Annotated in this window: 16 protein-coding genes; 6 read left to right on the top strand and 10 right to left on the bottom strand. The window is 50.9% G+C overall.

Going from position 1 to position 17813, the window contains the following annotated elements; genetic code table 11:
- Window positions 1-47: 47 nt before the first annotated feature.
- Complete coding sequence (locus tag KNP03_RS11700; RefSeq protein WP_214829468.1) at window positions 48-230, bottom strand: hypothetical protein; 183 nt, start codon at window positions 228-230, stop codon at window positions 48-50.
- Window positions 231-452: 222 nt separating this feature from the next.
- On the opposite strand from KNP03_RS11700, the gene KNP03_RS11695 reads away from it, so the two are divergent.
- Together KNP03_RS11695 and KNP03_RS11690 are read left to right on the top strand one after the other, a co-directional pair.
- The gene (locus tag KNP03_RS11695; RefSeq protein WP_214829467.1) at window positions 453-1529 is read left to right on the top strand and encodes a diguanylate cyclase; all 1077 of its coding nucleotides are present in this window, start codon (window positions 453-455) and stop codon (window positions 1527-1529) included.
- A 133-nt stretch (window positions 1530-1662) separates the two neighbouring features.
- A complete protein-coding gene (locus KNP03_RS11690) occupies window positions 1663-2187 on the top strand; it encodes a hypothetical protein (protein ID WP_214829466.1) in 525 nt (174 codons plus the stop codon).
- 257 nt (window positions 2188-2444) lie between these two features.
- Here KNP03_RS11690 and cydC read toward each other — a convergent pair whose 3' ends face one another.
- The 8 genes from cydC to arcA all read right to left on the bottom strand — a co-directional run bounded on the left by cydC (window position 2445) and on the right by arcA (window position 14109).
- Entirely contained in the window at window positions 2445-4160 is a 1716-nt protein-coding gene (gene cydC, locus KNP03_RS11685) for a thiol reductant ABC exporter subunit CydC (RefSeq protein WP_214829465.1), read from the bottom strand.
- Complete coding sequence (gene cydD, locus KNP03_RS11680) at window positions 4157-5881, bottom strand: thiol reductant ABC exporter subunit CydD (protein WP_214829464.1); 1725 nt, start codon at window positions 5879-5881, stop codon at window positions 4157-4159. Before cydD ends, cydC begins: the two co-directional genes overlap by 4 nt.
- Before the next feature lie 124 nt (window positions 5882-6005).
- A complete protein-coding gene (locus KNP03_RS11675; RefSeq protein ID WP_214829462.1) occupies window positions 6006-6695 on the bottom strand; it encodes a Crp/Fnr family transcriptional regulator in 690 nt (229 codons plus the stop codon).
- 119 nt (window positions 6696-6814) lie between these two features.
- Complete coding sequence (locus tag KNP03_RS11670) at window positions 6815-9157, bottom strand: glycoside hydrolase family 31 protein (protein ID WP_214829460.1); 2343 nt, start codon at window positions 9155-9157, stop codon at window positions 6815-6817.
- Between the two features lie 159 nt (window positions 9158-9316).
- A complete protein-coding gene (arcC, locus tag KNP03_RS11665) occupies window positions 9317-10279 on the bottom strand; it encodes a carbamate kinase (RefSeq protein WP_214829458.1) in 963 nt (320 codons plus the stop codon).
- Between the two features lie 15 nt (window positions 10280-10294).
- Window positions 10295-11770, bottom strand: coding sequence for an arginine-ornithine antiporter (gene arcD, locus KNP03_RS11660; RefSeq protein WP_214829456.1), 1476 nt, complete (start codon window positions 11768-11770; stop codon window positions 10295-10297).
- Window positions 11771-11822: 52 nt separating this feature from the next.
- Window positions 11823-12851, bottom strand: coding sequence for an ornithine carbamoyltransferase (gene argF, locus KNP03_RS11655; protein ID WP_214829454.1), 1029 nt, complete (start codon window positions 12849-12851; stop codon window positions 11823-11825).
- Between the two features lie 28 nt (window positions 12852-12879).
- Complete coding sequence (gene arcA, locus KNP03_RS11650; RefSeq protein WP_214829612.1) at window positions 12880-14109, bottom strand: arginine deiminase; 1230 nt, start codon at window positions 14107-14109, stop codon at window positions 12880-12882.
- A 328-nt stretch (window positions 14110-14437) separates the two neighbouring features.
- Here arcA and mgtE point away from each other — a divergent pair, with 328 nt between their 5' ends.
- The 4 genes from mgtE (at window position 14438) to KNP03_RS11630 (ending at window position 17247) form a co-directional block, all read left to right on the top strand.
- Entirely contained in the window at window positions 14438-15796 is a 1359-nt protein-coding gene (gene mgtE, locus KNP03_RS11645) for a magnesium transporter (RefSeq protein ID WP_214829452.1), read from the top strand.
- A 45-nt stretch (window positions 15797-15841) separates the two neighbouring features.
- Entirely contained in the window at window positions 15842-16234 is a 393-nt protein-coding gene (locus KNP03_RS11640) for a GNAT family N-acetyltransferase (protein ID WP_214829450.1), read from the top strand.
- An 11-nt stretch (window positions 16235-16245) separates the two neighbouring features.
- Window positions 16246-16953, top strand: a complete 708-nt coding sequence (locus KNP03_RS11635) for an SDR family NAD(P)-dependent oxidoreductase (RefSeq protein ID WP_214829448.1) — start codon at window positions 16246-16248, stop codon at window positions 16951-16953.
- A gap of 84 nt (window positions 16954-17037) precedes the next feature.
- Window positions 17038-17247, top strand: a complete 210-nt coding sequence (locus KNP03_RS11630; protein WP_214829446.1) for a hypothetical protein — start codon at window positions 17038-17040, stop codon at window positions 17245-17247.
- Between the two features lie 18 nt (window positions 17248-17265).
- On the opposite strand, the gene KNP03_RS11625 is transcribed toward KNP03_RS11630, so the two are convergent.
- Window positions 17266-17691: a hypothetical protein gene (locus KNP03_RS11625; RefSeq protein ID WP_214829444.1), complete on the bottom strand. Its 426-nt coding sequence runs from the start codon at window positions 17689-17691 to the stop codon at window positions 17266-17268.
- Between the last annotated feature and the right edge of the window lie 122 nt (window positions 17692-17813).

Below are 17813 nucleotides of genomic sequence, written 5' to 3'. Positions count from 1 at the left end.
AAAATGTTCCGAGACAACAAAAAACGAGAACGGCAAATGTTCTCGTTTCAATCTTCTTCGACTTGATTCATATGTCGCATCACTAAAAATAAAATGACACCGACGATAGCCGCCCCCAATACGGTCAACGCCATATTATTTCGAGCCGATAAAGTATAAAAGATCGCTAATCCAATCAAGATGAGCGCAATCGGAATAAACGCTCGCTTAAAATGATCCCAGTAACGCACGGACAGTCCTCCTTTTCTTATATCATACCAAACTTTCGATTTTAGGATGGACTGTTCGCGCAAGAATCCACATAATCTTCAAGCAAACAAGGGATTTGAAGTGTTAGAAGGGAATAATCTGTGGGGGCATTCCCCATAAAAACAACTCATTACTATCGATATAATATGAAATGATTTATACTGTAACTAAATATTTCCATTCGGAATAAGGGGGGAGCTGCGATGCTCACAATCACGAATGCCTTCTTCATCAACCTATGTATCTTGTTCACACTCTTCACGATTTCTTTCTTACCTTTCCGCAACCGTCCGAGATTGACACCCCAGTCACCGCTCAAAGGACGTGTCTTACTTGGCGTACAGTCTGCAGTGATCGCTTTACTGCTTCTGGGCAACGCTTTATCGCTCGAAGGTGTGCTGATTGACTTACGCGCCATCCCAATCATGCTCGCCGTCTTGTTCGGCGGTTGGGTCAGCGGTGCAGTCGCCGGTCTCCTGTTTCTCATCGGCCGGTTTGTCGTCGTCACGTTGACCGATGGGGCGATGATTGGATTATACCTTGCGATTTTGACCATGGTTGCTTTAGTCGGGACGACCGGGATTCTTCGCAAATGGTTGGATAATACCCGCCGTACGCTTTTGATCTTCACAACAATCAGTATTGCGATTTTCGGTTCGGCGATCTATTTCGCCCTACCGCCCAACCTGTTCTATCCTGTTTTAATCGTCTATACCATTATGTCATATGGCGGCGCGTGCGCCGCGTACCGCTTATTGCTTGAGCTTCGTCGACATTTTGAAAGTGTGCAGCATCAGCAACAACTTGCACGTACAGATGCGTTGACGGGAATTGCCAATCGCCGGCTTTTAAATGAGGCAATGGCGAATCTGACGGTCGAGGCAGAAGAATATGCATTGATTTTAGTCGACATCGACCATTTCAAACGCGTGAACGATACCTATGGACACGATGTCGGAGACGATGTGTTGCGTGAGCTCGGCATGTTGCTCGTATCGGAGAGTGCGGAACGTCACCTTGTCGGTCGATTCGGTGGAGAAGAATTTTTAATTATTATGCCCCATGCGAATGTCGCAGAAGTGTCACACCTTGCTGAATCTATTCGAGAAAAGGTTTCAGCCTACCCGTTCGAAACCAGTGCAGGAACGTTACACATTACGGTTTCGCTTGGTGCTTGTCATTCGAACGATATCGAGACAGACAGTGTCTTAAAACATGCGGACGAAGCGTTATACCACGCAAAAGAATCAGGACGCAATCGTTTCATCCTCGCTTCGTGACGTCGTGAAGCGAGGATTTTTTTCGTGCACTCTCGCTTTACTTTCTCTGATTGAATCGTTAAACTAGGCTAGACTTTGGTTTATATAAGCAAGATACATCAGTGATTTAGTCAGAAAAGGGGAAGCATCGTTCATGTCAGTTTGGTTATCTTTATTTGGAATTATGTTCTTGGGAGCATTCGCTCTCGAGTATCAGCGTGGAAAGACACTACAACAGTCGGCTCTTGGGGGAGTCCGATCGATTAAACAAAATGTGTTCATCTTTTTACGGACATCGATTTCGATGATGATTTTCATCGGACCACTTCTTCTCATCTCTGGATTTGCCTTTCCGGAACTCGTGGCGTTTCACACCGTTCCAGCCTTCATCATTGCTGTACTCAGCATTGGGTTCGCCGAACGAATCATCGGGATGATTGTCGCGCCGCTCATTCGTACATTTTGGCACCAACGTGGTCGGTTGATGCCACTTTATCTGGATGCCGGGCTATATGTGGCATTGTTCTCAGTCCTGATCTTAGAGTTTCTCACGAACATTCCCGGGATTGAACTCCAGTCTCCGGTGATTGCGATTTTTTATGCATTTGCACTCTTTTATACGAGGTATTTATTCAGCCTTATTCGATTTACAGTTCGAAAAGGCGTGCCTTCAAACTGAGCAGAACACTCGCTACCACAAACGTATGTCGTTTGTGGTATTTTTTCGCCCTTCGTTGACAATGATAATCGTTATCATTTATACTGTGGATGTAGCTCTTCAAGAGCTTGGCGTGTACGTTCCCCAAACTCATCACGCCACGTGGACCCCCTCCACGACATACTTTTTGAAAGCAACGCGACAATCCCCATTTGTTGCATCCATACGGATTAAAACAAAACGAGCGCCCCCGTTGACGGGGACGCTCGTTTTTCATGTCAGGCGAACACTTCGCGTTCGATTTGTTTCAACTCATAAAACATTCCACGCTTCGCCATCAGTTCTTCATAAGATCCGGTTTCTATTACCCGTCCGGCTTCCATCACGACGATTTGATCGAACCGCTCCAATCCAGTCAAACGGTGACTGACGAGGATGAGGGTATTGTCCCCCGCCTGGCGGAACAATTCCGAGAATACATCCGCCTCTGTCCGTGCGTCGAGCGCCGACGTCGGTTCGTCCAATATCCAGAGCAAGCCGTCTTTAAGGAGGGCCCGCGCAATCGCGAGGCGTTGTCGCTCGCCCCCTGATAGATTTGCACCTTTTTCCAAAATTGGATCATCGAGCGCAACCGGCAGCCTGACCCTTTCCAGCGCTGCCTCGAGCTCACGGTCCGAAAAGTCACCGGAGAGGGCGAGGTTCTCTCGCACCGTCCCGTAAAAGAAGTGATTTTCTTGTAACACGACACTCGCATGATGCCAAATGGACTGCTGGGTCACGTCCTGAATCGGGTGGTCTTCAATCAAAATCTGACCATCCTCCGTTCGAACGAACGCGAGCAACAGTTGAAGAAGCGTCGATTTCCCGGAACCACTCGGTCCCACGATGACGGTTTTCGTTCCGCTCGGGATTTCCAAGGTCACATCCCGCACGACGTCACGAAGCGTATTCGGGTACCGGTACCGAACCGATTCAAATGAAAGGGCTGGTGCTGCGGTGAATGTCACGTCGGTTCGAGCCAATTCGGCTTCTACCATGTGCTCACTCGGCTCCACGACTTCGAACAGCCGGTCCGCCGCTTGTTTGCTATCTGCAAAATGACCCGGGAACACGGCCATCGGCGTCGTATTCTCGAATGCCGTGAGCGACATCATCACAAGCATCGCCAGGAACAAGCCATTCAAATCCCCTTCGACCGCTTGATAGGCCCCAATCGCCAATACGCCCCAAGAAACAAGGAGGGACGCCGCCACGACCAGAGAAGAATAGAAAAATTGATTCGTCGCATCACGTCGTTCCGCTTCCATGTACCGATGGCTCCGTTCAAGGATATCCTCCTTCGTCCGATCGAGCCGGTGATGAAGTTTCAAATCGCGATACCCGTACATCATTTCCGTCAACTGCGTCGAGACATCCCCTCGAAGTGACCGAATCGCTTGGTCATGCCGGGCGCGGACACGGGCAAATCCGAGCGGAATCAAGAAGCCTGTCACAAGCACCCCGACAAGAATCCAGACGCTCACTGCAATCGAGAAGTACGTGACGAAGAAAATGGTGCTTAAAAAGACGAGCACTAAAATGATCGGTGGATAAAACACACGTAAAAAATAGTTTTGCAGACTCTCCACGTCCCCGACGACACGGGCGAGCAAGTCCCCGCTGCGATACTTCGCAAAAATCGACGGGACGAGTGGTTCAAGTTGTCGATAAAACCGGACACGCAGCTCACTTAAAATCGTGAACGTCGCCCGGTGTGAGGACAGGCGTTCACGGTAACGGCTTCCTGCCCGGATGACACCGAACAATTTGATCAGGACGACCGGTACCATGAGCGCATAGAGCGGTGGCACGAGTCCGGCGCGCGAGACGAGATACCCACTCGCCGCAAACAAGGCCACGGCGGCCAATCCTGCCGCATAGCCGAAGAAAATCGAGAGGAGGATGTCTTTCTTCTCTCGCATCATCCATTTCGTAATCGTCCATAGCGAGTTCATCCTCTCACTCCTTTCTGAATCGTAAACAGTTCGGCATATTGCGGGACGCCAAGCAACTGTTCGTGAGTCCCTTCTGCAATCCGGATCCCGTCTTCCATGAACCAGATGCGATCCGCCTCTTTGATCGTATGCAGGCGATGCGCGACGGTGATGAGTGTCGCCCCTTGTGATAATGTCTCCATCGACTGACGCACGATGCGCTCGGTCTTCAGATCCAGTCCGGTCGTCGGTTCATCGAACAGCAGGATACCCGGTCGTTTCAAAAATGCACGGGCGAGCGCGAGCCGTTGGCGTTCCCCGCCGGACAGCCCATAGCCACCCTCTCCGATTTCTGTTCGCAAACCGTTTGGCAACTTTTCAATCAGCTCTGTCAAACCTGCCGCTGCCGCCGCTTCCCATAACGCCTCTTCCTCGACCACTTCTCCGAGTCCGATATTGTCCGCCAACGTGCCGGCAAACAAGTACGGGTTTTGTGAAATATAAGCGATGTTTCCATACCATGAGCTTTCATCGTAAGACTCAAGTGTTTTCCCATCGACCCGAATCTCTCCGGTTTTCGGCTTCAAAAGTCCTGACAAGACATTCAAGACGGTCGTTTTCCCGGAACCACTCGCGCCGACGAGAGCGAGATGCGTGCCGGACGGAATGTGGCCATTCAACTCCTGTAACGTGAAGCGCCCCCCTGTATATTCAAACGAGACATCTTTCAACTCGATGTCCGGAGTCCGCGTTTCAAGTTGCACGTCTCCCCATGTCATCCGGTCGTCGGGTGCATCGAGTACTTCAAAAATCCGTTCGGCTGCCCCGACACTGCCTCGTCCTGTGTGGAAGGCCCCTCCTAGGTCCTTGATGGCCAAATAATACTCTGGTGCCAGAACGAGGATGAGGAAGCCCGAGAAGAACGTCAGACGTTCCCAGACGACCATTTGGAGTGCCACTTCCAGTGCCACCACCCCCGTACTCAGCATGGAGATCAGTTCGAGCATCAATCCCGAAAGGAATGCGGTCTTCAGGACGACCATCGTCGCGTCACGGAAGTCAAGACTGCTTTTTTCAATCGCTTTCGCTTCCAATTCCGTACGGTTGTACAGTTTGAGCGTCGTCAATCCTTGAAGAACATCTAAAAATTTACCCGAGAACTGGTTCATCTTCTCCATCTGTTCTTCCGACTTTTTCTGGGTCGCAATCCCGATGATAATGAAAAAGAGCGGGATAAACGGTGCCGTCACCATCATAATGACCCCGGAGATCCAATGTTGGCTAAAGACAACGACGAGAATAAGGAGCGGGATGATGGAAGTTTGGATCACCTGTGGCCAATATTGACTGAAATAGGCATCCACCTCATCGACCGCGTCCATAAAGACGCTCACCTTTCTCCCGGATTGTCCGGATAAAGAGGACTCCATCGGGTTCGTCGCATAACGGTCCATCAATTGAAGACGTAACGATTGCTTTGCCTTCGCGGATAAACTCGCTCCGATTCTGCCGGAGACGTACCCGAACAAGGTCCGCACCAGTAGAGCCAGAACGAGCCAACCGAGCGCCGGTACAATCGATTCAAAGGATTCTTTTTTTAAAAATATGCGGTCGACGATGTCGACGATCAAATAAGCTTGCGCCAAAATCGACAACCCGATCATGATGGCAGAAACCACCAGGCCGAGCATATGCCGTTTTTCAGCAAACGCGAGTGCTTGCAGTCGTTTCACTGCGTTCATCCTTTCTTTACTAACCCTGTCTTCTCTTTGTGAGATTCATCACTAATTATACAATACGTCTGCAAGCTAAGCGAACCCTGCGCTCGTCCGAACATGTAAAAGACGCCAGCGCGATCGCGTGGCGTCAAACTGAATCCTGTTCAAAATATTCTGGGTGCCCGATGACCAGTTGATGGGCTTCCATCTGCAAGATTTCCTCTTTCCGCAGTTTCGATAAAATGCTGGATACCGTCTCACGCGATGTACCGGATAAGCGGGATATTTCCACAGCCGTGAATGGACAACGGACACGCACCCCTTTTTCATCCGGCTCGCCCAAGTCTTCAATCAGGAAATGAAGTGTATTGATGACACGTTCACTCGCACTCGGTGTGATGATTTCTTGAACGCGTCGTTCGTGAAGGTCTAAGATCCGGTTCATCTGTCCGATGACATACAACAACATCGTGGCGTTACGTGAGACAAATTGCTCGAACCGGTCGGTCGGGATGTAAATCACTTCGATATCCGTCACGGCCTCGGCAGAGTGACGATAACCCGGTTCTGAAAACAATCCGTTATAAGGGAAGAACTGTTTCGGCTTCAAATAATCAGCATATTGATGGGTCGCATTCTCGTTTAGCCGCTCCAACTTCACATATCCGCTCATCAGGAAGTACACGCGCTCCCTCGGGTCCCCTTCCATGAACAAGAGTTGACCTTTCCGGTAAGTCCGACAATACACATAGGGGAGCAATTGCTCCAATTCCCGGCTCGGGCATGTCTCAAAGAGAGGGAGCCGCCGTAAATCTTCTAGCGTCCATTTTCGTCTCATCTCAACTTCCTCGCTTCCACAAAAATCTCTCCTCTTCAGTATAAAGGAATTTTTTTTGAAAACGCTTTCAAATTCCGACAGTTTTCTGACATGACAAAGAGAGGGTTTCCCCTCTCCCGTCAATCGAGCATCAGTTCCATGATTGCATCTTGAAGGTCACGCTCGAGTTCAAGTGCGTGTAAATCGAACAACCACGCCTCTAAACGCGTTTTTGCCGCTGTCATCTGATACAGGCGATCTTTCAGGTCATACGAGATTTCAGCCCGGTCCAGGAAACGGTATAGACGGTCGAGACGATGGGCATTCTCTGTCACCTCGACTGGTAACTCCACGATCCGTTCTGATTCTACCTTACCTAGTTCGATTCGAAGCGTCTGCGTCTCAACGTCGTACGCTCCTTCTCCCGTCACCCCGCGGACGAGCAGGGTGATGGTCCGGTCTGAAGGCAACAAGGTCTGATCTCCGGATACTTGGACGTGCAGTTTCCGTTCGTCCCAGTCGAGCGTAAAGGTCGTCTCGACGAATCGACCGTTTTCATAATCCCGGTTCTCCCCTTCATCCTCATAGAGCGTGAACGTATTGGACGCACCCGGGAACAGGAGCACCTCCAACTCGGAAGGGTTCAGTGTCCCGTTACTCCCTGGCTGATGCTTCGTCATCGGTACGATTGCTCCTGCTTTGGCGAACACGGCCTGCTCATCGAGCGAACGGAACACGCGAATCGACTTGTTCCCGGCATAACGATGTCCGGTGAAGAAGTCGAACCAGTCACCTTTCGGTAACCAAACGTTCGATGAGGCGACGTGTAATTGTCGGTTCATCGGTTCGACAATCGGTGAGACGACGAGCTCGCTACCGAAATAATATTCGTTCGGAACCTCATACGCGATGTCGTCCTCCGGATGCTCGATATACATCGGCAAGATGAGCGGCAACGCATCTTTATGGTTTCGGCGGTTCATCGTATACAGATACGGGATGAGCTGGTGACGCAGGCGCAGGAACTGTTTCATCGAGCGCTCTGCCTCGAGACCGAATCGCCAAGGTTCTTTCCCGTTAAAGATACTAAACGTCGAATGGAGACGCATGATCGGGCTGAAGACCCCGTACGCGACCCAACGCGCGGCAAGCTCATCATCTTTTGAGCCGCGGTAGTGACCACCGATGTCATGACTCCACCAGCCGTACCCGATGTTTGATGCCGTCGCAGTAAAGTATGGCTGGAATGCGAGCGATGCCCAAGAAATCAATGTATCTCCTGAGAATCCGACCGGGTAACGATGGCTGCCGGGACCCGCATACCGCGAGAAGATGAGCGGTCTTTTTCCGTCCCTCGCGATGTCGACGGCATGATAGTGATTGAGCATCCACAACGGGTCCAATCCTTCCATCTTCGACGTCGACCCCTGCTGCCAATCGATCCACCAAAAGTCGACGCCATCCGCCTCATGCGGGTGGTGCATCTGGTCGAAATAAGCCTGGATGAACTGCTTATCGGAAAAATCGAACGGAATCCGGTTTTTCGTCTCGGGATCAATTCCCATCGCTTCCGCCATCGCCACGTACTGTTCCTCAAACGCCCGCACCCCGTCCGCCGGATGCAAGTTTAACGTGACCATCATCTCTTCATCCTTCAACCATTTCAAAAAGCCTTTCGGGTCCGGGAACAAATTCTTATTCCAAGTGTAGCCGGTCCATCCGCTCCCGTACTCCTCCGGTACGTCCGTCACATGCCAATCCATATCGATGACGCTGACCGAGAACGGGACGTCTTCTGATTTGAATCGTTTCATCAGGTTTTTGTATTCGAGTTCATCATATCGCCAATAACGACTCCACCAATTCCCGAGCGCTTTTCGCGGGAGCATCGGTGTCGGTCCGGTCAGCTGATAAAAGTCTCGGAGCGCCGTTTTATAGTCATGTCCGTAGCCGAAGTAGTACAAGTCATGCATCCCTTTTCGTCTCGGTTCCACAAAGTGGTCTTCGGTCATGAGAAACGAGGTCGAGTCGTCGATGACGGCGTATCCCTGTTTCGACAGAATCCCTTCTTCGAGCTCCGTCGCCCCATCCACATGGTCAAGCGTTCGCGCTGTCCCTTTCAACGTCCGTTTCGGACCATTGAACGTGTAGCGGCTATAATATGTGCTAAAGTTCCCTTTCACATCTACGTATAATGTGTTCGGTGCGAACGGTCCTTTCGTGTAGTAAAGATGGACATGGTCTGTAATGATCTGCAGTTCAGACTCATCTTCAATCACACGAAAAGTAGGAACATCGAAGTCCCGGTTCCAAACAACTTGCGTCGCCCGGTCCTCAAAAATTCCGTCCTCGGCGTACTCCATTCGAATCAATTGACTCGTCAAGACGGTAAAACGATAGCAACTCCCCTGTACGATGGCTTCTTCTTTCGCTTTCGGCTTCATCCATGGCTGGTATACATGATCCTCTTCAAATAGGCGCATAGGTTTGAGCGTTTCCGCTCCGTCACTTCCTTCCGAGTTTAGTGCAAACGTTTACACTATTTATGATAGCAAGCTTCATTTTGGCATACAACAATCCTTCCCGTTGACATGTCTCGAAAAACTAAAAAGTCGTGAACGGGATACGTTCACGACTTTCATTCATTGCTGGAGGCTGGGTGCGAGACGAACACGCGTCCCGGCGTCTCCATATACGGCCGCCAGCGCCTGATCGAGTGATGTGATAATCGCCATCCGTTGATGCCCCGACTCGGCGAACTGTAAGGCCGCCCGAACTTTCGGCAACATGCTGCCCGGCGCGAACTGTCCTTCGGCGATATAAGCCTCCAGTTGTTCTTTTGATGTTTCTTGAAGTGCCATCTGTTCCGGTGTGCCGAAATTGACGTATACGTTCTCCACGGCGGTCAGAATGAGAAGCACATCCGCATTGACGAGTTCAGCCAGTTTCGCGGCGGCAAAGTCTTTATCGATGACCGCCTCGATTCCGATATACCCTTCTGGCGTCTCCATGACCGGTACGCCGCCTCCGCCTGATGCGACGACGATATGACCCGCATCGACGAGGTCGCGAATGACGGCATGCTCAGCGATTTCAATCGGGACCGGACTTGGAACGACACGACGATACCCACGTCCTGCATCCTCTTTGAATACAAGTCCCGTCGTCCGTTCCAAATGCAGGGCGTCCGCCTCCAAATAAAACGGTCCGATTGGTTTTGTCGGATGGTGGAACGCACTGTCGTTCGGGTCGACAACACTTCGTGTGACAAGCGAAGCGACAGAACGTTCAAGCCCACGCGCACGGAGCGCTTTTGTCATCGCATTTTCGAACCAGTAGCCGATCATTCCTTGTGTCATCGCGCCACAAACGTCAAGCGGCATGGCCGGGGTCGCCTGACTGTCTGAAGCAGCCTGTTGCAACATCAAATTCCCGACTTGAGGTCCGTTTCCGTGTGTGATGATGACTTCCACACCTTCTGCGACGAGCGCGGCAAGCGATTCAGCCGTCGCTTCGACCGCACGAATCTGAGCTTCCGCCGTTGCATCCTTCCCTTGTTGGATCGCATTGCCTCCTAAAGCGATGACCACTCGTTTCTTCTCCATATCTCATTCCCCCGTTCAAATGACTGAGATGTTACCTGAAACAATCCGAACGACTGCGAAGATGGCGAGAACCGTCAGTAATCCTGCGACGATCCACTCCGTTTTAGACAACGACTTGATTCCATTCTCACGCTGGGCTTTTACGTAAAGCAATGTGCCCGGCGCATAGAGAAGGGTCGTGAGCAGCAAGTAATCGATACCGGCCGCATAGATGAGCCAAATACCGTAGATTGAAGCAACGAGACCGACAGTCAAATCAAGTGTCCGGCGTTCACCGGCGTTATACCCGATTCTGTTTTTCGAGACTTTCACTTGATAGAAGGCCGAGAAGACATAAGGAATCAAAATCGCACTAGAAGCAAGTGAGAATGCAAAATTATAGGCGGCGTCAGAAATCAGGAATGTGAACAAGAAAAGCTGAATCAAACCATTGGTGAGCCACAGTGCATTGACCGGAGCCTGGTTTTTATTCTCTTTTGTAAACCATTTCGGGAAGACGCCGTCTTTCCCTGCGACAAACGGGATTTCAGCGGCAAGTAACGTCCAACCAAGCCAGGCTCCAAGAACCGAGACGACCAGACCGCCGTTGATCAGCATCGCGCCCCACGGACCGACCGCCGATTCCAATAGATAGGCCATCGCCGGCTGCGAAGCGTTTGCCACATTTTCAGGTGTCATGAGACCGAGCGACATGACCGAGATCAACAAGTAAATGACGAGTGTCCCCAGCAAGCCGATGACGGTTGCCTTTCCGACGTCCGAACGCTTGCGGGCACGACCCGACAGGACGACCGCCCCTTCGACACCGATGAACACCCAAAGGGTCACGAGCATCGTGGAAACGACTTGGTCCCGGACACTTCCCCATGAGAAACCGCTTTGTCCCCAAAAATCGAAGGTGAAGTTTTCGAGGTTAAAGAAGAATAATGTAATGGTGATAAATGCAAAAATCGGAACGAGCTTCGCGATTGTTGTCACAATATTGATCATGGAGGCTTCATGGATCCCGCGCAAAATCAACGTGTGAACGAGCCATAACATCATCGAGGCTCCGATAATGGAGGCAATGTTTTGCCCTCCCTCAAAGACCGGGAAGAAATAGCCGATTGAGCTAAACAGCAATGTGGCGTAGGCGACATTTCCAAGCCAGGCGGAAAGCCAATAGCCCCAAGCGGAGTTAAATCCGACGAACGAACCGAACCCTGCCTTGGCATAACTGTAAATCCCGCCATCCAGATCGGGGCGCCGCATCGTCAAGTTTTGAAAACTGAGACCGAGCGCAATAATCCCAATTCCGGTGATGACCCATCCAATTAAGATAGCACCCGCATTTGCACCTTGTGCCAAGTCGGCAGCCAAGTTGAAGGCGCCCCCACCGATCATCGATCCGACGACAAGGGCCGTTAACGCACCGAGACCTAAACGTTGATCTTTCTTTGCAGGATGTACTCCAGCCGAACCATTTGAATCGTGCTCTAGCTTCATAGACATTCAACTCATCCCTTTCGATTAGTTTGAATGGGAGGGAGAGCCCCTCCCCTCCTCAACGATCAAGCCATTCGCGCGTCTCGGTAAGCGTTGCCGCCATTACCGCCTTAATGGTGTGCATCCGGTTCTCCGCTTCGTCAAAGACGTGAGAGTGGCGGCTTCGGAAGACTTCGTCCGTCACTTCCATTTCAGCGAGACCATATTGCTCATGGATGGCACGTCCCACTTCCGTCTCTAAATCGTGGAAAGCCGGTAAACAGTGGAGGAACATGACGTCCGGGTTCCCTGTTTTCTCTAACATGTCCATATTCACTTGATAAGGACGGAGCAGTTCAATCCGTTCTGCAAATTCCGCTTCCTCACCCATCGATACCCAAACGTCGGTATAGATGACATCGGCACCTGCGACCGCCTCGTCGATACTTTCTGTCAACGTAATCGTTCCACCGGTCTGGGTGGCGACAGAACGGGCATAGTCGACGATTTCGTCAGACGGCCATAATGTTTTCGGAGCACAGATACGCATGTCCATCCCGACTTTGGCACCACCGATCAGAAGGGTGTTGCCCATATTGTTCCGGCCATCGCCGACATAGACGAAACGTGTGCCGGCCAAATCGCCTTTTTGTTCTTTCACCGTCAGGAAGTCGGCTAAAATTTGTGTCGGATGGTACAAATCGGTCAGCCCGTTCCAAACCGGCACACCCGCGTCCCGGGCAAGCCCCTCGACGGTCTCATGTGCGAAGCCACGGAACTGGATGCCGTCAAACATGCGACCGAGGACGATGGCCGTATCGCGGACCGACTCTTTTTTACCGAACTGAATATCGTTCTTTCCTAAATACTCAGGGTGCATGCCTAAGTCGATGGCCGCGACTGTGAACGCACAACGCGTACGCGTCGATGGTTTCTCGAACAGTAAGGCGATGTTTTTCCCTTCACAAATCCGATGCGGGATCCCTTGTTTTTTTTGACGTTTGAATGCAGCAGACAAGTCGATCAAATAATTGATTTCTTCACCAGAAAACTCGTTTAACGATAGAAAATGACGACCTTTCAAATCAAAATTGAACGTTGTGGACATACTGCTTCCTCCTTATCAAGTAGCTAGATTAGATATCTTGGCGGATAATCGGACAGCTCATGCAACGTGGGCCCCCACGGCCACGTGATAGTTCACTCGACATGATTTCGATGACCTCGACCCCTTCTTTGCGAAGTAGTTCGTTCGAGACGTAGTTCCGGTCGTAGGTGACGACGACACCTGGGGCGATGGCCAGTGTGTTCGACCCGTCATTCCATTGCTCACGCGCAGCCGCGATTGGATCGCCGCCACCACATGGGATCAGCGTCGCATCGTCCAGACCGAGCGCATCTTTCAAGACTTTTAACAAATCCGTATGCTGCGTGATGTGAAGCTCTCCTTCTGCATTCAAAGAAAGCTCAAAGATATTCATTTTTCCTTCAGGTCCTTGGATAAACGGGTGAATCGTGAACTTGTCATGGTCGACCATCGTAAAGACGGTGTCGAGATGCATAAACGCTCGTGATTTCGGAATTTCGATGGCGATGACTTTCTTGAAGCTGTCCCCGTGCCGGAGCAAGTTGAGCGCGACCCGCTCAATGCCCTGGGCCGTCGTCCGTTCTGAAATGCCGATTGCGACGACTTCTTTGGACAGGACGAGCTCGTCTCCGCCCTCCATGGCAAACCGGTAATCCCGGTCAGACCAGATTGGTACGTCATGCTTCGCGAAACGTGGGTGATAGCGCATAATATACTGCGTGAAGAGTGATTCACGTCGCCGCGCCGGTTCTTTCATCCGGTTAATCGATAGACCATGGCCAATGGCGGCTGCCGGGTCGCGCGTGAAATAGAGGTTTGGCATAGGATCCAAATAGAAGGGGTACGTATCTTCAATCATCTCATGAAGATGGCGGCGTTTTTCCGGCTTGATTTCCGACTTGCGGATTCCGGCCATGACCGTCTCAATCAATTTCTCATTGTCGTAACCAAGTAGATATTCCTTCAACGTCTCATATGAACCATTGATGTTGGATTTTGACTCCGACAGGATGTCGGCGACGAATTTCTCACGCACACCTGGTAGTGAGAGCGTCTCAGCCATCAGTTTTTCTAAATAAAGGACTTCCACACCTCGATTTTGGAGTGCACTTGCAAAGTAGTCGTGTTCTTTTTGAATGACCGGAAGATGAGGGATATCATCGAACAATAACCGCTCTAAATACTCTGGCGTCAAGTTCTCCAGTTCCCTCCCCGGCCTCTTCAGTAAGACCGTTTTTAGTTCTCCAATTTCTGAATACACATGAATCGGATGTTTCAGCGTCGTATCTTGTGAAATCGGTTGATTCGTCATTGAGATCATCTCGCTTCCTCCTTGTGATTCGGGTGTGTTACTACCCTTACCTTATCACTTTACCAAATTTGCGAAGGTCTAATCCGACGCACCCGGTGTGGGGTATTCCACATTCCGGTGCATAAATGAACAGGATTGTGAATGAACAAACAAGGAACGATGAATCAGGGGCGTGACAGGGTATAAATCGGTGTATGCATAGTGCATACACTTGGCCAAAAAAATGATGAAAACTTTTTTTCTTGGGACGCGTCATGACATAATATAAGAAATCTTGGAGTGAGGAAGTGAACGTATGAACGTGGAAGAGACGGAACAAAATCAGCATCAGGCTCAACTGCATGTGCTCATTCAAAAAGGAGATCCCGAAGATTTCCGTGACTTGTTCCTCTCGCTTCACCCGGGGGAACAAGCGGATTTATTCATCGAACTCGATTCAGCGGCAAGACATTTCGTGTATCGGACGGTCTCACCGGAAGTGTTTACCGACTTATTCGAAAAGTTGACACTCGATGAACAATGTCAGTTCATCCAAGAGATGCCCCTGCCTTATGCGGTCCGCATCCTGAACGAGATGTATTCAGACAACGCCGCCGACTTGATGCGAGAGCTCCCGGACGACTTCATGGAAAATCTGTTTGAAAAAATGGATGACCTGGAAGAACGCGAGGTCAAAGATTTGATGCAGTATCCTGAAGATACTGCCGGTTCCATCATGACAACGGAATTTGTCGTCTTACAGGCGAATAAAACCGTTGGCCAGACACTTGAAGAACTTCGCGAGCTCGGACCGGACGCCGAGACGATTTATTACTTATACGTAATCGATGCGACCGGTCAGCTCGTCGGCGTCGTCTCGCTTCGGGATTTGATTGTCGCTGCCCTCGATGCGAAAATCGAAGATATCATGGGCTTTCGTGTCGTATCGGCAAACGTCATGACCGACCAGGAAGACCTGGCGCGCATCGTTCAAAAGTACGACTTGTTGGCGCTCCCGGTCATCGACGACCAAAATAAACTGCTCGGGATCATCACGGTCGACGATGTGCTAGACGTCATCGAGCGTGAGACGACCGAGGACTTTGAAGAACTGTCCGCCACGAAAGGATCGTCGGACATCAACATGAGCCCGTTCGCCGCAGCGAAGAAACGTGCCCCGTGGATTGTGAGCCTCATGTTTCTCGGGATGATCACCGCGTCGACAATCGGAGGGTTTGAGGACACGCTCGAAACGATCGTGCTACTCGCCGTCTTCATGCCTCTCGTCATGGGTTCTGCCGGTAATGCGGCCACCCAGTCCCTTGTCGTCGCGGTTCGTTCCATCGCGCTCGGTACGATCAATCGGAAGAATGTTGCGAAGATGATTCGGCGGGAATTTGGCACCGGCGTCATCTTAGGACTCGCCTGCATGGTCGTCATTTTCGGCGTCATCACAGTCTTGTATGACAGCGCGTTGATCGGCATCATCGTCGGGGTATCGATTTTTGCAGCCCTTAGCGTCGCCACCATCATCGGCACCCTCGTCCCGCTCCTGATTAACCGGTTGAAGTTGGACCCGGCCGTCGCCTCCGGTCCGTTCATCACGACCTTGATGGATAACCTCGGGCTGATCATCTACTTCACCGTGGCGACCTCGATGCTTCAGTTTTTATAAAAACGATATGTACCCCTATAAATTTAGAGAGCAGGTGCCATTTGTATGACACGGATTCGCCCCTATGCAGAACATGACTTTGAACAGATTCAAGCATTGAACGAGGCTGAAGGATGGGACCAGCTCGTCCGACAGAACGACTTGACGAAAGAAGCCTGGCGCCAATCGAACGTCGCCTTTGTCATCGAGTCACATGAAGGGGACGTGGTCGCGTATCTCCACGGATTGACGGATACGACAGTCAGCCTGTACGTATGCGAGCTCCTTATCGCCCCGTCCCATCGGAGACAGGGTCTCGGCGAACAACTGCTCCAACACGTTCATGCGCTCTATCCCGATACACGTCTCGAGATGCTCGCAAGTTCGTCGTCTCACACCTACTACGAACAATTGAAGTTCCGACCGTTTTACGGATTTCGAAAAACGATTCAAGAATAGGAGGAATGGTTATGCAGCTTGCACTCATCACAGGCGCTTCTCGCGGCCTCGGCCGTGCCATCGCAGAAGAATTACAAACGAGAGGCTTTGAAGTCGTCGGGCTTTCCCGTTCGCGTGCGGAAGACGTCAGCTATCGTCAGGTGGAGGTCGATTTATCGAGCAGTAGCGGAATCGAACAAGCTCTCGATACAATCAGCCCCGTCCTCAAGCTGGCAAAATCAATCCTTGTCGTTCAAAACGCCGCCTTGATCGAGCCGGTCCACCGTGTCGGGGAGTTGGATGCAACAAAACTGACGGCACACGTTCATACAAATCTGCTCGCACCGATGCTATTGGCCAATGCGCTCCTTTCGTTCGACATCCCCACATCCTTTATTCACGTGACGTCCGGAGCTGCCAAGCGTCCGATTTCGGGCTGGAGCGCTTATTGCGGGACGAAGGCCGGGCTCGACCGCTTCACAGAGACGCTTGCCCTCGAATTAGAAGGAACACCTCATCGAGCCGCTTTGTTCAATCCAGGGGTGATGGATACCTCGATGCAGGCTGAGATTCGTTCGTCCACAAAAGAGGCGTTCGCCGACGTCGAGCAATTTCGTTCCTACGAAACGGAAGGAAAATTACGTTCTCCGGAAACCGTCGGTCGCGTGCTCGTGGAAGCGATGATCGACCAGCCTTTCGAGAATGGGAAGACGTATTCGATTCACGACTTGATCAAGTAATTTACCAGGTATAAAAAAAGACCACCCTTCCCTGTTCAAACCGACTACACTACAGTCAAATGAACGAAGAAAGGGTGGAACATGATGAAAACAATTGCTGGAGGCTTACTACTGTTCGGTCTATTCAGTCTCGCCTTGTCGCTCACAATGATCGGAGACACGGCCATTGTCGGGGCAATGGTGAGCGGGGTCGCCCTACTAAGCAGCGTCGGTCTTTTTTTCGGTGCGACCGAGCTCGCCCGTGTCCGTCACGATTTGCTTCACGACCAAAAAACGTCTTTCCCATCAAAATGAGGGAAAGACGTTTTTGATTCAATCTTCTTCGTACTCATCTAACAAGTCATCGACATCATACTCTTCGAAGTCCTCTTCATCGATAAAGATGTCACGGTCGTTGACGACATGAATCGGGCCATTGGCCACATCGATTCGAATCGTCCACGCCCAAGGAATGCGCAATCGGCTATATACGCCTGTCCAGAATTCCATCGATTCTTGCTCATATCGTTCAAACTCCGACAAGAGTTCTTTGAACGATACCCCGGATAGCTGGAAGTTTGAGTCCTGGATTCGCTGAAGCGCATGATGCTTCGCCTCGAGCTCCGCTGCACGGACCATTTCTTCGGCAGTCGCCATCTCAAGAATCGTGCCGTCTGGCGGTAGGATATCGTACACGTTAAACAATTCGCCTTCTTCTTCCACATCTACATCATCAAACTCATAGTCATCGTGCCGCATGCTACATTCCTCCTCACTCTAGTTGAATCTATTTCATTATACCATTCCACCCACCTCACAACCTAAACATTCGTGCATATATTTCGTCTCAAGGGGAAACAGTGATACAGTGGAAGAATTCA

Origin of the sequence: Exiguobacterium algae, from assembly GCF_018617875.1 — a bacterium.
Lineage (GTDB): Bacteria > Bacillota > Bacilli > Exiguobacteriales > Exiguobacteriaceae > Exiguobacterium > Exiguobacterium algae.
The sequence above is the reverse complement of the archived record's forward strand: the minus strand, read 5'-3'. Positions and strand labels throughout refer to the sequence as shown.

Excerpts from the sequence above, each read along its gene's own strand:
- KNP03_RS11695 (WP_214829467.1), top strand. The coding sequence starts at position 453 with ATGCTCACAATCACGAATGCCTTCTTCATCAACCTATGTATCTTGTTC.
- KNP03_RS11690 (WP_214829466.1), top strand. The coding sequence starts at position 1,663 with ATGTCAGTTTGGTTATCTTTATTTGGAATTATGTTCTTGGGAGCATTC.
- cydC (WP_214829465.1), bottom strand. The coding sequence starts at position 4,160 with ATGAACTCGCTATGGACGATTACGAAATGGATGATGCGAGAGAAGAAA.
- cydD (WP_214829464.1), bottom strand. The coding sequence starts at position 5,881 with ATGAACGCAGTGAAACGACTGCAAGCACTCGCGTTTGCTGAAAAACGG.
- KNP03_RS11675 (WP_214829462.1), bottom strand. The coding sequence starts at position 6,695 with ATGAGACGAAAATGGACGCTAGAAGATTTACGGCGGCTCCCTCTCTTT.
- KNP03_RS11670 (WP_214829460.1), bottom strand. The coding sequence starts at position 9,157 with ATGCGCCTATTTGAAGAGGATCATGTATACCAGCCATGGATGAAGCCG.
- arcC (WP_214829458.1), bottom strand. The coding sequence starts at position 10,279 with ATGGAGAAGAAACGAGTGGTCATCGCTTTAGGAGGCAATGCGATCCAA.
- arcD (WP_214829456.1), bottom strand. The coding sequence starts at position 11,770 with ATGTCTATGAAGCTAGAGCACGATTCAAATGGTTCGGCTGGAGTACAT.
- argF (WP_214829454.1), bottom strand. The coding sequence starts at position 12,851 with ATGTCCACAACGTTCAATTTTGATTTGAAAGGTCGTCATTTTCTATCG.
- mgtE (WP_214829452.1), top strand. The coding sequence starts at position 14,438 with ATGAACGTGGAAGAGACGGAACAAAATCAGCATCAGGCTCAACTGCAT.
- KNP03_RS11640 (WP_214829450.1), top strand. The coding sequence starts at position 15,842 with ATGACACGGATTCGCCCCTATGCAGAACATGACTTTGAACAGATTCAA.
- KNP03_RS11635 (WP_214829448.1), top strand. The coding sequence starts at position 16,246 with ATGCAGCTTGCACTCATCACAGGCGCTTCTCGCGGCCTCGGCCGTGCC.
- KNP03_RS11630 (WP_214829446.1), top strand. The coding sequence starts at position 17,038 with ATGAAAACAATTGCTGGAGGCTTACTACTGTTCGGTCTATTCAGTCTC.
- KNP03_RS11625 (WP_214829444.1), bottom strand. The coding sequence starts at position 17,691 with ATGCGGCACGATGACTATGAGTTTGATGATGTAGATGTGGAAGAAGAA.